The organism is Nonlabens sp. YIK11, from assembly GCF_001413925.1.
Classification (GTDB): Bacteria; Bacteroidota; Bacteroidia; order Flavobacteriales; family Flavobacteriaceae; genus Nonlabens.
Genome location: NZ_LBMJ01000001.1, coordinates 957,863 through 972,547, shown reverse-complemented (window position 1 = coordinate 972,547; position 14,685 = coordinate 957,863). Strand labels below are relative to the sequence as shown.

The window sequence follows — 14,685 nt, the reverse complement described above, 5'->3', positions numbered from 1 at the left end:
TTATTTTCAGGAGCTTACTTCTTTAAACGATTTCAACCAACCTATGAGATGCTGAAACGAGTTCAGCATGACAGAGGTTAATTTTTTCAATTGCAGCCGCTTCGAGAGATAGTCTAGCAGTTGCGTTGTGTTTGCAACAAAAATCTTTTCAGAAAAACCATATCTCGACTGTCGCTCGATACTGGTTTAAAAGCTTCGACTTTACAAAACAAAATGCAGCCGCTTCGAACGATAGTCGAGAAGGAGCGTGTCTATAACACCTACTCTTTAATCGTCACTCGCACGCCTTCACTGTGGCTGGAGAACTCTGGTGCGTACATGCATTCCAGCTGAGTGATACCGTTAGAGAATTGGCCGGCGTTGTTGGCTCGTACGTCGTATTCAAAAACGTAGGTTCCCGGTTTTAACTGGTCAAAGAAAAAGTGCGTGGCCACATCTTTGGTACTTTGGTAGTAACCCAATCCATCCTGGTATTTGTGTTGCGAGATCACGTCTACCGGCTCAAAACCGCTGGCGCGCATATCCTTCAAATGAACAAAATCCAAATCCTTGGTGGATCGTATCTCCATGCGTACGGTAACCAGATCGCCTATTTCCAATGCATCCTCTGTAGTAATTTCTACCAGCTTCTTGCCAGCGTCTGTATTGACCTTCTTGAACAATCGTTTTTTGATAGACATGGGCAGGTCATCGTCAACGGTGATCTTGTCCAGGTCTTCAAAATATTGCCAGTACAACCCACCATATCCTGTGACTTCACTCTTGTTTTTTACATCAACAGTGGCATAGACAGGCTTCACTGCTTCTTCATGGAGCGACACCTTGAAATAACCGGTTCCAGCTTCTTTTTTTACGTCCTTCATCAACGATTCTGGAATAGGCTTGTCGCCCCATTTGATCACGTTACTTTCCTGGACATCCAGCCATTTATTGCCCTGCAACAGCAATGCATAGGTGGCATCTGCCGTGGCTTTGGTGGATTTCCAGCGGTTGGTGCGCTTGTTTTGCAGCAACCAGACTTTGAGTTCCTCAACGTTTTTGAGATCATTTGCCACTTCGCCAAAGGTCTCAATCGCCAGCGCCTGCGTCTCAATATCGCTGGAATACCAATTGTAACCGGTCACGTTTTCCTTCCAGTACATTCCGTTTTCACGGCTGTTGACGGCGCTTTGGCGCAATCCTTCCACGATTTTTTGTGCGGTTGCCACATTTCCGTTGCGGTGCAGGCTTATGGACATCAACAACTGCTGGTAGATGGATTGTGAGGAGAATGAGGTATTCGCTTTCGCGAAAGCGAACTCACGACCAGCTTTCAAAACACCGGTCAAGTTCTTGTCCTTCTTGAAACTACGTGCATATTGATAGTGCCAGTAACTCACACCATAGTTGAAATTCTCTAGGGATTTGTTTCTCTTCAAGTGCTCGTTGAAACTGTTTTCCCAAGAACGATCCAGCGCCTTGATGGCGTTCTCATAGATGCGGTCGGTTTGTGGGCGATCGCCATCATTGACTTGCAACTGGTTCAGATGACCTATTCCAGCAGCGATGTGGCGGGTGATGTACTCGCTCATGCGGCCACCGGCAAACCACGGGAAACCACCATTGGAAAGTTGTTGCCCTTCCAATTTTGCCAGCGTTTTCTTTTTCTCTCGAGCCGTTTTGGCCAAATCAAACATGGTAGCGAGACGCTTTTGCTTTTCGGCTTCTGACTGTGCGTCGCGCAGCCATGGCGTATGGGCGAGAATTACGCTTTTTAATTCTTCGTTCTTCTCCAGATTGCTGGAAGGTACATCGTTTGCTGCCCAGCTGTCAAACACCTCTTTGACCTTAGGGTTGCTGTTCAAGATGTGCGCTGCCATAGCATTAGCATAATACCTGGAGAAGGTTTGCTCTGCGCAATCATGCTCATACTCCATCAAATATGGTAATGACTGGATTGCGTACCATGATGGGTTTGAGGTGTATTCAAAGGTCAACTGGTGGTTAGTTCTGGAATCTGACGTGGTGTTTGCCAGCTTATCCATGGTGACGCTTTGGGTCTCTCCAGCTCGTACCCAAAGGGCGCGACTTTCCGTCACCAACATACGGTTAGTGAGCACCGGCAACGTATTTTCCTCACCATCAGAGAAGTTTCCGGATGTGGCGAGCACTCTGTAGGTTACAGCTTGCGTGCCCTTAGGTACATGAAACGTCCAGTTGACACTGGCGTTGCCACCGGTGGCCGCTTCAAAGGATTGAATGCTATCGGTATTTCCTAATTCCTGATCGATGGGTTGCATGGTGAGCGCATCGTACAATTGAAGCGTTGCTTTACCGCTCATGGGTTTGCCAGAGAGGTTGGCTACTTTAGTAGAGAATCTGATGGTATCTGTTTCCCTCAAGAATCTCGGCGGATTAGGAACGAGACTCAGCTCCTTTTGGGTTTGCACCAGTGCTTCATACTGCGCCGTTTGCGCTTGCTTATTGTGTGCCAACAATCTGAACCTCCATTGGGTTAATGCCTCTGGCGATGTAAAACTGAATTTTAAATTTCCGTTTTCGTCTGTGGAGAGCTCTGGTAAGAAGAAGGCGGTTTCGTCTAAGTTTTTGCGGACTTGTACGTTTTGCAATGCGAGATATTCATTGACAATATCTGCCGTGGAAACTCCATTTTTGGTGCTGATGACGATCACTCCATTGGCTCCACGGTTGCCGTAAATAGAAGTTGCGGCAGCATCTTTAAGAACAGCTACTTCTTGAATAGCATTTGGATCCAGAGCGCGGAATTCCGATTCAGTCATAGGTACGCCATCAACAATGATCATGGGCTCACCATTTCCAGAAGCAGAAGCCGCGCCACGTATAGTAATGAATGAATTTGCACCAGGCTGACCTTTTTGATAAGTGACCTCAACACCTGCCGCAAACCCAGATAACGTGTCAGAAATCATGGACGGCGCCATTGCATCACTGGGCATCATTTCAGTTTCTTTCATGACCGTCATAGCGGCCGTGCGGGATTTTTTAGATTGAGCAGCATAGCCTACAACAACAACCGAATCCAACGAGTCAGTATCTGATAACAAAGAAATATTCTCTACTGTATCGTTTGCTTTAATCTCCTTACTTACATATCCAATCATGGAAAATTGAAGGGTCGAACCTTTTACCGCATCGATCTCATACACGCCATCAAAATTAGTAGTTGTGCCTATTTCCTTACCTTTTACGGTAACAGTAGCACCCATGATAGGTGACCCATTCTCATCTGTAACCCGACCTACAATTTTTCCTGCAATGGGTTTGATGTGTGACAGCTTTCGCGAAAGCGAATTCTTATATGTTCTATAACGATATTCAAAATTTTGGAACGTCAATCCAAATAAATGGAGTTGTTCCTTTTCCAAGGCAAACACGGGATCGATTTGATAATCTATTCGACTGAAAAGATTAATGATCGTTGCACCCGCCAAATCACTGGCTGAGGATGAATTAAAATCCCTGTTGTAATTATAGAAATAGAAACCGGGCCAAGAGCTGCTGGCAAACTCATCCAGGCTTTTATCGTACATACTGGCAAGAACTTCTGCCTGCATCGCTGTACTGTCCTGATCCTTGATGGTAAATGACCATTCCTCATCTGTTCCTGGATACAACTTATTGCGAAAGGTCTGCGTCTGGATCGTGAACTGTTGGGTTGGTTTTACTGGTTTTGTAGCCTCAAAACTTCCTGATCTAAAGTCATTGTATTTATAGGTGTAGTATTGGAACTTCAAAGAATTTCCCATGGCCTGGCCCATAGGAAACTTCATGGTGGTTCTTCCACTAGGCAAATAGACCCATTTGGATTCTAGAATGCGTTTGCTGTCATAGGTTGTAAGGTAGATGTAGATGCCATCTGTACTGGTATAGAAGTCAACAACTGCTTGATCTCCATCGACGTTTACGTCTTGACTTACAATAGATGGCGTGGCTGGCAAATCCTTGTCCGCCCAGATTTGAACTTCTTGTTTTTCTTCCACATAATCTTTCTCGTCATCTAGGCTTAGGTTTTTGTCTGCTTCAACGGCTTTGGCGTAGAGGATGTAGTTCCCATTGTTCCAATCTACAGTAATTGGAATTTCAATGGTAGCGAGCGAATCTGTGGTAATCGTTTTTTTGAAAATGATGGGTGTTTTTTTCCAATCTTCTATCTTTTCTTCCTTGCGCAATTCGGCTACTGGGAACTGATCGCGGTATGCTTCCAGACCTAGTTCGTGAAACTCGGCATCCTTGAGGTTACTGTTGACGATGACATGATCACTCTCGATATTCTCGCGCACTTGTATCTCAATAGTGGCATTGATGGGTTTACCATTAAGATTACGAGCGATTACTTGAATCTGATTGTTTTGAACCGTGAGATTTCCTGTGGTAGAAATCTGTACCTCGATAGGTTTGTAGCCTACTCGCACACTGGTCTGTGCGGTTCTGGTCTCGCCATTCACGTCTGTGACGCTGGCCTCGATGCGGTAGTTGTAGTTGGATTCAATATCCTTAGCCACCAGCGTGGAATCTGGCAATGCTTTAAAAGGAATCGTAAAAGTTCCGTCTGATTTTGTAAAAGTAGTATCATTTGCCATGACTTGCTGGTCGACCGGTACATAACCGTATTTCCAGTAAGGTACGTTTGCTACACGCGTCACGGTATAGGTGACTTGGGCGTCTGTAATATTACTGCCTAATAAGGCTTTGGCAAATCCTTCTACTTTTACACTATCACCTACAATGTAGGTTTCAGTAATGTCATTGAATTCCGTTTTAAATCTGGGACGTTTGTATTCTTCTACTTGGAAACTTATTCCGCCTTCGTCGAAATTATCAACATCATCCCAATAGCTTCCATCCTCATCAGATTCTAGATAAATGGTAAATCTTCCGGTAAGTACCTCAGACGGCAAAGTGAATGAACCATTGATGCTTCCATATGCGTTAGTAGTAAGCTCCTGAGTGAAAACCTCTTCTTCATTGAAGTCTTCTACTACGACCTTAAATGTTTCATTGGGAAGCACTCGAGATTTGTTATTGTCATTCTCCACTACAATGGACTTGAAATAGACCTTTTGTCCTGGCCTATAGATCGCTCGATCTAGATAGATAAATGCTTTAACCTGTTTCTCTGAATCTGCATATGAACCTCTGTAATAGCCGCGATTGACGTAAGTCGAAATCGTATCGCCATTTTTAGAAGCCTCTACTCTATTTCTGTAATAACGATCTGCAAACAAAAATGAAACCTGACCATTTTTATCTGTTTTACCTCTGTAAATGGTGGATTTATCATCCCCAAAAATCTTGACGGAAACATCTTCCATGGGTTTTCCCGTATTGCGATCTGTAGCCGTTATCACAGTTTTACCAGATACCGTATTACTCGTCAGCGCGATTCCTGAAACCGTCATGAACCTACCAGAGGTGACTTCTTTTTGATCCTTTTCTCTAATCAACACAAGATATTTTCCGGCTTGCAATCCCGGAATCGCATATTCATACGTATGGGAAAAAGTGTCGTCGCCCTGTGGTAATTGTGCTTGTTCTATATGAGCAAAGTCGTTGTTTTGATTCGCTTTCGCGAAAGCGGCATTGTGAATAGAGTCTAGATTACCTTGTACCTCATCAAAATCCTGAGCGACTTTGAGGTAATAAACCGTAGCGTCTGTGACATTGCGATAGGATATCACACCGCGACTGGGCTGATTGGGAATGACATTAGTTTGCAATTGGGAACTTAATTCTGGCTGATAGATCTGTGATAATAGCCTTGTGCACTGCAGACTACCGTAGGTTTCTGGGTGCTTCTCGATGGCATCTTTGGCAATGCGTATGGCTTCTTTACGGTCTAACATACGATTCTCATTGGTTGTATCATGAGATCGTTTTAAAAAATACAAAGCAAGACTGTGTTGAATGATAGTTATCGCTCCATGATCTGCATATTTTTGGATCAACAGATTGTACAAACCAACCAATTCAGGTAATTCTTGATTTTGATCAATTTTAGATTGAACATAACCCATACGTCCATTTATCGCTGCGAGATAGGCTGGAATTTCCTTACGCTTTTTATGCAAGTTTTCCAGCTGTCCATAAAGCTGTAACACATCATAACTAGAATAAATAGTGTCATTTACCGGTCGTTTGAGTTGGATCAGTTCTTCAGTAGGTAGAAATCCGTTCTCTTTAGTGATCGTGAAAATTTCCCGTGGCATAGTAATACCATAGGCGCTGGACTTATAGAAATCTAAAGCATGTCCTACAAGAATATCAAAAAGGCTTGGCCATAACTCTCTACCTTGTGGTTTGATGTGCAAAATTGGGTCGTAGCTGGCTACATTGATTTTGGAAAGCCTATCACCATCAACTAACGATTTTTGGAAAACATCAGAGATCTCGCTGTAAAATCGTTTGAGATCCCAAGCCATAAAATCATCTCCACCAGCATCAGTACTGGTGCGGTTATTTATACGGTATCTATTTTCTTGCAAGTATTGCTCAAAAAGCTGTCCTTTGATAGAATAATAGATGTTGCGCTCTGGGAATTTAGAAGCTGTAATGCGCTTGTCCAAAGCTGCGATGATCTTTTTCTGGGCATCTTCTTCCTTGATAAGCCAGAATTTGGATTGAAAAATAAAGGCTTTGATAAGTTGTGCCTCGTCGTTTTTACGCGATGCTTTTTTAAAGACCTCATCAAGTAACTCTTGGGCTTCCTCAATTTTATTCTCTACCTCCAACTGTTCAATGGCGCGCCATTGCTCTTGATAATCTTGTCCAGAAACATTTTGAAATCCTAAAATAGTTAGGACGAGAATGATGAGATAGTTCTTCATAGTAGATTGGAATTATTTAAAGTTAGCCAAATTCTAGGCGCACCTCTTTTAAAAAACACTCCAATTCCCATACCACAACTTAATTGGTATTCTTTTTGCTAGTTTTGCCACACATGAGACATCTATTGATCATTTTAGGGGTATTGGTTTGCACTGGCGTTAGTGGTCAGTCCGCTTTCGCGAAAGCGGAACAGCTATTCAAACAATCCAAGTACAAAGCAGCCTTACCAATATATCTGGACCTATTGGAAGAAAAACCACAGGACCCAAAATTATTGCGCAAGACTGGTCAGACCTATGGCGAGATGGAACAGTTTGAAAAAGCCACGGCCATCTATAAACGATTACTGGCTACCGATGATACCAATGCAGATTATCATTTCTACTATGGTGGTTCCATGGGTTTGTGGGCAAAAAACGCATCTAAATTCAAGGCGCTGGGATTGCTGGACGACGTCAAGTTCCATCTAAAAAAAGCAGCCGAACTTGATTCAAAACACGTCGACACACGATGGGCACTGGTCCAGTTGTATACAGAATTGCCAGGTATCATAGGTGGTTCCCTCACAACTGCACGCAGTTATGCAGACCAATTAAAGAAAATCTCACCTGTCGATGGTTATCTGGCTCACGGTTATGTTGATGAGTATGACAAGGAATACACAGATGCCGAAACGGCTTATAAAAACGCCATCAAAGTAGGCGGCTCGCCACTTACTTACATGAAGCTTGCCACGCTCTATGCAGACAAAATGGATCGCACCTCAGATGCCAAGGCCATTTTAAAAAAAGGCTATGAAATCCATAAGGATGCCCAATTGCTGGCCCAGTTGGAGAAATTGGATTCCTAACCATTATCTATTCCAAAATCTGAAGTAGTTGCGCCGTTAAAATCTTATTTTTAACAGCAAAACCCATTTCTATGCGCGTACACTTTATCGCGATAGGCGGCAGCGCCATGCACAATCTAGCACTTGCTCTTCATCAAAAAGGGTATCAAGTAACCGGTAGCGACGACGCTATTTTTGAACCTAGCAAAACACGGCTTGAAAAAAAGAAGCTACTTCCTAAAAAAATGGGCTGGTTTCCAGAAAAAATTACAGCAGACCTTGACGCGGTAATCCTAGGTATGCATGCCAAAGCCGATAATCCCGAACTTCTCAAAGCTCAAGATCTTGATCTTAAAATTTATAGCTATCCAGAATATCTGTATGAGCAGTCCAAAGATAAAACGCGTGTCGTCATAGGTGGCTCGCATGGTAAGACCACCATTACTTCCATGATACTTCACGTGATGCATTATCATAGCAAAGAAGTGGATTATATGGTAGGAGCGCAACTGGAAGGTTTTGACACTATGGTTCATCTTACCAATGACAATGAGTTTATTGTTCTGGAAGGTGATGAATACTTATCCAGTCCCATCGATCGCAGACCTAAATTTCACTTGTACCAACCTAACATCGCTTTGATTTCTGGGATCGCCTGGGATCACATCAATGTTTTTCCAGACTATCAAAATTATGTAGAGCAGTTTGAAGAATTTGTGGACCTCATGAAGAACGGTAGTATCCTGGTCTACAATGAAGAAGATCCAGAAGTGAAACGCATTGCAGAAGCCAGCACCAAACCTACCAGAAAACATGCCTACAACGTACCACACCATACGGTAGACAACGGCACAACTTATCTTGAAACACCAGAAGGTGATATGCCTATAGAAGTTTTTGGCAAGCACAACTTGAGCAATCTGGCTGGAGCCAAATGGATTTGCCAGCACATGGGAATTGATGAAGATGATTTTTATGAGGCCATAGCAAGTTTTAAAGGAGCTTCAAAACGTCTTGAAAAAATTGCAGGAAATCAGCGGTCGGTGATCTATAAAGACTTTGCTCATTCGCCCAGTAAGGTTCAAGCGACTACTAATGCTGTGGCAGAACAATATAGCGAGCGCAAAATTATTGCCTGTCTGGAATTACACACCTATTCCAGCCTCAACCCAGAGTTTCTTAAAGAATATGCTCATACGCTAGACGCTGCAGATGTTGCTGTGGTGTTTTATAGTCCAGATGCTGTGGAATTGAAAGGTTTGGATCCCATTAGTAAAGATCAGATCAAGGAAGCATTCAATAATGAAGATCTTATTGTCATGACAGATCCTGCCGCTTTTAAAGAATGGTTGTACAAGCAAAAACTAGCCCATGCCGTTCTTTTGCTTATGAGCAGCGGTAATTACGGCGGTCTTGATTTTGATAAGCTGGGTAAACTACTTTAAACAATTCCCATTTTCTTCAATAGAAAACTAGCATTCATATTAGTAGCGACGCCATCTTTGAAAGCATAGTCAAAGAACAATTCATCGTCAATAATTTGTGCGTCAAAATAATAGTTGGAGATATGCTCGTGATCTTTGGCGACTTCGGTCAGGCTTAAGTCATGGGTTGCGATGATGCCGGTTGCCTGATTGAGCGTTAATTTCTCAATGAGTTTTCTGGAGCCACTGGCCTTGTCAACGCTATTAGTTCCTTTAAGGATCTCGTCCAGAACAATGAAATATTTTTCCTGTTCCATTTTGTCCACGATAAATTTCAAACGCTTCAACTCACTGAAGAAATAACTCTCATCGTCTTTTAAGGAATCACTAGTACGCATACTGGTAATAAGTTTGATGGGCGCATAGATCGCAGATTGTGCGCAAACAGGCAAACCTGTATTTGCCATTACGATGGACATGGAAACCGTTCTTAGAAATGTGCTCTTTCCGGCCATGTTGGCACCGGTTATAATGAAAAACTCACCAGAATGAATGTGAATCGGGTTTCCTACGGCTTTATCAGGATTAAGCAACGGATGCACCGCTTGAGCGGCCTGAAACTTAAAGTCTCCTGTTTTGATTTCGGGAAACACGTAATTGGGATGGTTGTAGGCAAAATTCCCTAGGGAATTTAAAGCATCCATTTGCGTTACGGCATCCAACCATGGTGCGATGTAGCTTTTGTTAGAAGTCAACCAGGCCTCAATACTGTAGACTTGCTTCAAATTCCACAACGCAAATGCATTGATAAAAACACCAACGAGTAAATTACTGCCTTGGTCCAGCCTTACCAGTGCTCTTCCCAGATCGTACAGCCGTCGTGATGCCGGTTTACCATCAGTGAGCACATTGCTCTTCAAGGTTTTCAATACTTCTCCGTTAAAGTCAGCCTTTTCAATAAGTTCCAGGAGCTTTCCATACTGGGTAAAGAAATCCTCCAACTCTGAAATGTACTTGTTGAGTTCAATAATCTTGGCAGCATAATTACCTGAGACCAATAAACCCACTAGGAAAATAACCAGCAGCCACCAGCCACTTAGCACATCGATCGCATAAAGAATCCCAATCGCTACCGAAACCGCAAATTGAACATAACACAACCACGAGAATACATTCGGCACAAAATTTTGATAGCTCTGTATCCAGCTTCTAATCGCCGCTGGTTTAGTGTCGTTCTCCAGCAATCTTGCCGTCGCCTCATACTCTTGACGATAATCCAGCATTTTGGCTAGCTCTTGAACGGCTTCTTGTCGCTTGGGAATATCGTGAATATCGTTTGCCATCAAACGAGCAGCCAGCAACTTCTTGCCTTCCTTCAATGCCGTTCTATTCATGAACTGAAAAAACGAACCCATACCGAACAAGTCTATATCACGGCTGTAATCGTGATCGTCGTCGTTAAATTCTGCTCCATCTGGAAGGTCTGTATAGTTGCCTTTGCCTACCTCAATTTCCTGCTCGTTAATGCGTAGCAATTCTTCATAATAATTGCGTTTCTTTTTGAGATCCTCGTGACGAGAAACCAAATAAAGAAAAAGCGCGATACCACCTACAGCAATCAATACAGCCGTCAAGGTAGAACTCCAGAAAAAATAAATCCCTGCAACAACGGCGATAAAGACCAGCAACCGGACCACACCAGAAATGCGCAACTGTTGATTGTATCGCTTTCGCGAAAGCGAAAACCCTTCAACTCGGGCTTCATATATGGATCGTAGTTCCTTCAATTAGATGGTGTTTAATTGGGCTTGTAGTTTTTTAGTCAATCCAGCTACAACAAGTGCATAACTGTGATCGATCCATTTCAGGACTTCAGCATCTGTCATGGACTGATTCAAATGTATGGTGTTCCAGTGGGTTTTATTCATGTGCCAGGCGCTGGTAACTACACCGTCATATTGCTCACGCAATTCAATGGCTTTTTGAGGATCACATTTGACATTTATGGATGGCTCACCGCGTTCCCAACGTTCCAGTCCCAGCAGCATGAACATCTTCCCCATAACTTTAAATACCAGTGTCTCGTTGTCAAAGGGCATTTCTTGCGTGGTTCCTTTTTTTGCGAGGCAATAGTCCTGAAGCTGGTCAATTTCCACTATTCTGGTAGTTTTTTGGTGTCCATCGCCTTGTCCAAAATCAAAGCGGTGTAATCCAATTTCCAACCTATGGTTTGCGCCAGTCCTTCCATGAGTTGGATGGTATTTAGGGCTTCCTTTCTGGCTTGTTCCATAAGACCGCTTTCTGGGATCTTATCGACGATGTGCTGTTTTGCATTGCGAGTGACCTCAGTCAGGTCATCACTGGTAAAATAATTGGCCCAACCTTCGCTCTTGTCGTAGTAATTAAAATCGGTCTCGATACTCATGAGTTGCGGTTGTGGGAACTCGGTCAAACGTATGATTTTATTGTCAGTATCGCTCTCCATGCGGATTTTTGTCAGGTCAAATCCTATGTGAGCTTTGGCATTGATAAGGATGATGGCTTTTTTCTTGCCCAGCAGGAAGTTGGCTATTTTGTCCTTGACATTTTGATAATGGTAGATTTCGGCAAAGTCGCCTTCAACCGTGATGAATTTACAAACCGTCCTGATTTTTTCCATCAACACCACGCTTTGCTCCTGCCGGTTGTCTTTAGAAGACCCACCGAACCATCTAAAAATAAAGAATGCAGCTACTGCTCCTACTGCAAGACATATGAATAAATACTCCATATGACAAAGTTAGGATTTAATCGCATATAGGATAGGCCGCGATGGCGCGGCGTCATTTTCAATTGGCGCCACCTGCAGGTCTAGAATATATTTCCCGTCAGCAACAGCGCTAGGAACGTAGATCAACTCTGTGATTGTGGCATTTAATCGTTGGTTTCCATCAAAATCCCAGAAGGCTTTGTGAGCCAGCAAGGCACCGTTATCTCTTTCTTTATCAACACTGGGTAAATCGATGAGGACGTGTTGGGTGCCGCTTTCGCGAAAGCGTAACATCACCTCTTCCATCAAATATGGCGGATTCGTATTGCTGTAATTCTTGCTTTTTTTGTCATCTGTATTGGGCAGCGTGCGTATGATCACTGCATCTACTTTATCCAAATCCTCAAACATGGCAGCCGTGATTACTTGGTCGCCATCACGACTTTCTGGAGTCACCGTGATGAGTTGAGCTGTGAAAAAGCTTTTATCCAGCGCCTTATTCACGCTATGAAATTCTTCGGTAATGTGACCTATGCATTCTGTATGCGTCCCATGACTGTGTGGATTGAAAAACACATCATTAAAATTAGTGCTGCCGCCCATGGAAACCTTGCCTACGTAACCGTCCACTTCAACATGTGTAATTTTGGGCTGATCGATATACCAGGCGCCAACGCCGGCATTGTTTTTTACCGCAAGACTTATGTCAATAGGATTGTTAAGATCGATGGAGAACGGTTGGTCGTCAATGAGTAAGGTAGTTTCCATAGGGTCGTTTTTTGTAGTGATACAAGAGACCAACGTGGCCAGAAGGAATAGGGTTATAACTTTCATTAGTTCAGTGGTTTTTGGACAACGCTAAATTCAATGTCCCAATGCGCCAGATATTCTGATAACGGGCCTAAGCCAACTGTGGCTCGTCTTGCATCTACCCTTTCTGGATCTTGTAACTGGTACAGCTCATAGATGCCGTCATTGATCAAAACTTGAGAACCGTAAATTTGAGGTTCATTCTTGTCCAGCAGCATGCGGTCCTTCATCAATGCGATGTCCTGCAAATCCAGATCACCTCTTTGTGCTGCCTTTTCCAATAACGGAAAATATTGCTCACGTTTGTCGGCACCAGCGTGCTGGATAACCAGCCAGATGCCTTGAAGGGATTTGCTACTGCTGGTATCACTGGTAGGCATGCCGCACTTGTCCAGAATAAGCTCAATAGCTTCCAGATTGTTCTGGTCGATAGACTCGTCCATCAAATTGTCGGTTCTATTTTGTTGATCGCGATCGTAGATTTCTTCAAGAATAGCATCAAGCCTGGCGCAATCCAGGTTATCGATGCTGGTAAATAAGGGCTCTTTCTTGCGACGTTTTCTTTCGGCGTCAGAATCATTTAATTGGACTTTGATGAGCACCAACTCGTTATTGATATACCAGTCTGCATAAAGCAGATCTTCAGACGCGGCTTCTCTTTCCTCTTCACTGAGCAATGTACCGTCCAGCCCATAATACTTCACATCATCAGGTAGTACCAAGGCATTAGAAATGACTAGATCTGTCATTTGATCATAAGTCAATCTGGTAAGCTGGTCTTCTTCCTCAGTTTTACAAGATGAAAAGATCAATAAGGAAATGAAAAGGAGTAAGAAATATTTCATGAATTAAGGTTGAGCATGAAGAGTTCACTGGCGATACCATCACTCAGAAATTTTCCCTTGCGAGTGACGCGCAATGTATCATCATCTAAATATAGTAAATGATCCTTGAGATAGTTTGTGGATTGCTGTAAGAGATACTCCTTGAATTTGGAACCGTATTCACGTTCCACATGCGATAAGGAAACTCCATAAATGGTGCGCAGACCAGTCATGATGTATTCATTGTAACGATCTACTACCGTAAGCTCCTCAATTTCTTGAGGCAAGTCTCCAGCCTCAATGGCTTTTACATATTTGACATTGTTGTTGATGTTCCAGGCGCGCCTTTTACCGTCAAAACTATGCGCGCTGGGACCAATGCCTATATAGGATTTACCTGTCCAGTAAGCGGTATTGTTGCGAGAGAAAAAGCCTTCTTTGCCAAAGTTTGAAAACTCATAATTCTCATAGGAATGCAACTGCATGGTATCCAGCAAAATATTGAATTGGCGTTGCGCCTGTTCATCGTCGACCTCATCAATAATACCTTTCTCAATAAACGTCTTAAGCGCGGTATCATCTTCCACGGTAAGCGCATAACTTGAAATGTGCGGTACTTTCAGGTCAATGGCCTTGAAAAGGTTTTCGCGCCAGCGGTCGTCAGTCAATCCTGGGATGCCGTAAATAAGATCAATGGATATGTTGGGAAAACGCTTTCGCGAAAGCGAGATACACTCCATCGCCTCTACCGCATTATGAGCTCTGTTCATTAACTTGAGATCTTCTTCAAAAAAGGATTGCACGCCTATGCTCAATCTATTGATTTTGGTCTTTGCAAGTGCTTCTATCTTTTCTGGTGTCAAGTCGTCAGGATTTGCCTCAAGAGTGATTTCTGGATCAGCAATTACCTGATAATTGGAATAAACGGTCTCAATAATAGCATCGATAGCGGTGCTTTCCAGAACGCTAGGAGTTCCACCGCCAAAATATATGGTCTCAATACTGGTGTTTTTTGCCTCGCTACTGCGCAGCCGCAATTCTTCCTGAAGCGCCGCCACTACACGATTCTTGTGTTTCATGGATGTCACAAAATGAAAGTCACAATAGTGACAAGCTTGCTTACAAAAAGGAATGTGAATATAAATGCCGCTCATGTGCAACAAATGTAACGTTCAATCGTTAAAAGGATGATTCAAATCATAG

General features: G+C 43.2%; 9 protein-coding genes. 2 read left to right on the top strand and 7 right to left on the bottom strand.

Features of this window, described 5'->3' with window-relative positions; translation table 11 throughout:
- Positions 1-260: 260 nt before the first annotated feature.
- Complete coding sequence (locus AAU57_RS04345) at positions 261-6,845, bottom strand: MG2 domain-containing protein (RefSeq protein ID WP_055411757.1); 6,585 nt, start codon at positions 6,843-6,845, stop codon at positions 261-263.
- A gap of 113 nt (positions 6,846-6,958) precedes the next feature.
- On the opposite strand from AAU57_RS04345, the gene AAU57_RS04340 reads away from it, so the two are divergent.
- Both AAU57_RS04340 and AAU57_RS04335 read left to right on the top strand, forming a co-directional pair.
- Complete coding sequence (locus AAU57_RS04340) at positions 6,959-7,696, top strand: tetratricopeptide repeat protein (RefSeq protein WP_055411756.1); 738 nt, start codon at positions 6,959-6,961, stop codon at positions 7,694-7,696.
- A 71-nt stretch (positions 7,697-7,767) separates the two neighbouring features.
- On the top strand, positions 7,768-9,120 hold the full coding sequence (locus AAU57_RS04335) for a UDP-N-acetylmuramate--L-alanine ligase (protein ID WP_055411755.1): 1,353 nt from the start codon (positions 7,768-7,770) through the stop codon (positions 9,118-9,120).
- On the opposite strand, the gene AAU57_RS04330 is transcribed toward AAU57_RS04335, so the two are convergent.
- Genes AAU57_RS04330 through hemW form a run of 6 tightly spaced genes read right to left on the bottom strand, consistent with a single transcriptional unit; the run spans position 9,117 to position 14,636 of the window.
- Positions 9,117-10,886, bottom strand: coding sequence for a MutS-related protein (locus AAU57_RS04330; protein ID WP_055411754.1), 1,770 nt, complete (start codon positions 10,884-10,886; stop codon positions 9,117-9,119). The genes AAU57_RS04335 and AAU57_RS04330 overlap by 4 nt on opposite strands.
- Positions 10,887-11,255 carry an MmcQ/YjbR family DNA-binding protein gene (locus AAU57_RS04325; protein ID WP_055411753.1) on the bottom strand — a complete coding sequence of 123 codons (369 nt, stop codon included), beginning with the start codon at positions 11,253-11,255 and terminating at the stop codon, positions 10,887-10,889.
- Positions 11,255-11,869, bottom strand: coding sequence for a DUF4230 domain-containing protein (locus AAU57_RS04320; RefSeq protein ID WP_055411752.1), 615 nt, complete (start codon positions 11,867-11,869; stop codon positions 11,255-11,257). Before AAU57_RS04320 ends, AAU57_RS04325 begins: the two co-directional genes overlap by 1 nt.
- Before the next feature lie 9 nt (positions 11,870-11,878).
- Complete coding sequence (locus tag AAU57_RS04315; protein WP_231717769.1) at positions 11,879-12,682, bottom strand: cyclase family protein; 804 nt, start codon at positions 12,680-12,682, stop codon at positions 11,879-11,881.
- Positions 12,682-13,503, bottom strand: a complete 822-nt coding sequence (locus tag AAU57_RS04310; protein ID WP_231717768.1) for a DUF6624 domain-containing protein — start codon at positions 13,501-13,503, stop codon at positions 12,682-12,684. Before AAU57_RS04310 ends, AAU57_RS04315 begins: the two co-directional genes overlap by 1 nt.
- Positions 13,500-14,636, bottom strand: coding sequence for a radical SAM family heme chaperone HemW (gene hemW, locus AAU57_RS04305; RefSeq protein ID WP_055411751.1), 1,137 nt, complete (start codon positions 14,634-14,636; stop codon positions 13,500-13,502). The genes AAU57_RS04310 and hemW overlap by 4 nt, the downstream gene beginning before the upstream one ends.
- Positions 14,637-14,685: the final 49 nt, after the last annotated feature.

Coding starts and splice junctions, on each gene's coding strand:
- AAU57_RS04310 (WP_231717768.1), bottom strand. CDS start 13,503: ATGAAATATTTCTTACTCCTTTTCATTTCCTTATTGATCTTTTCATCT.
- AAU57_RS04335 (WP_055411755.1), top strand. CDS start 7,768: ATGCGCGTACACTTTATCGCGATAGGCGGCAGCGCCATGCACAATCTA.
- AAU57_RS04315 (WP_231717769.1), bottom strand. CDS start 12,682: ATGAAAGTTATAACCCTATTCCTTCTGGCCACGTTGGTCTCTTGTATC.
- AAU57_RS04345 (WP_055411757.1), bottom strand. CDS start 6,845: ATGAAGAACTATCTCATCATTCTCGTCCTAACTATTTTAGGATTTCAA.
- hemW (WP_055411751.1), bottom strand. CDS start 14,636: ATGAGCGGCATTTATATTCACATTCCTTTTTGTAAGCAAGCTTGTCAC.
- AAU57_RS04340 (WP_055411756.1), top strand. CDS start 6,959: ATGAGACATCTATTGATCATTTTAGGGGTATTGGTTTGCACTGGCGTT.
- AAU57_RS04320 (WP_055411752.1), bottom strand. CDS start 11,869: ATGGAGTATTTATTCATATGTCTTGCAGTAGGAGCAGTAGCTGCATTC.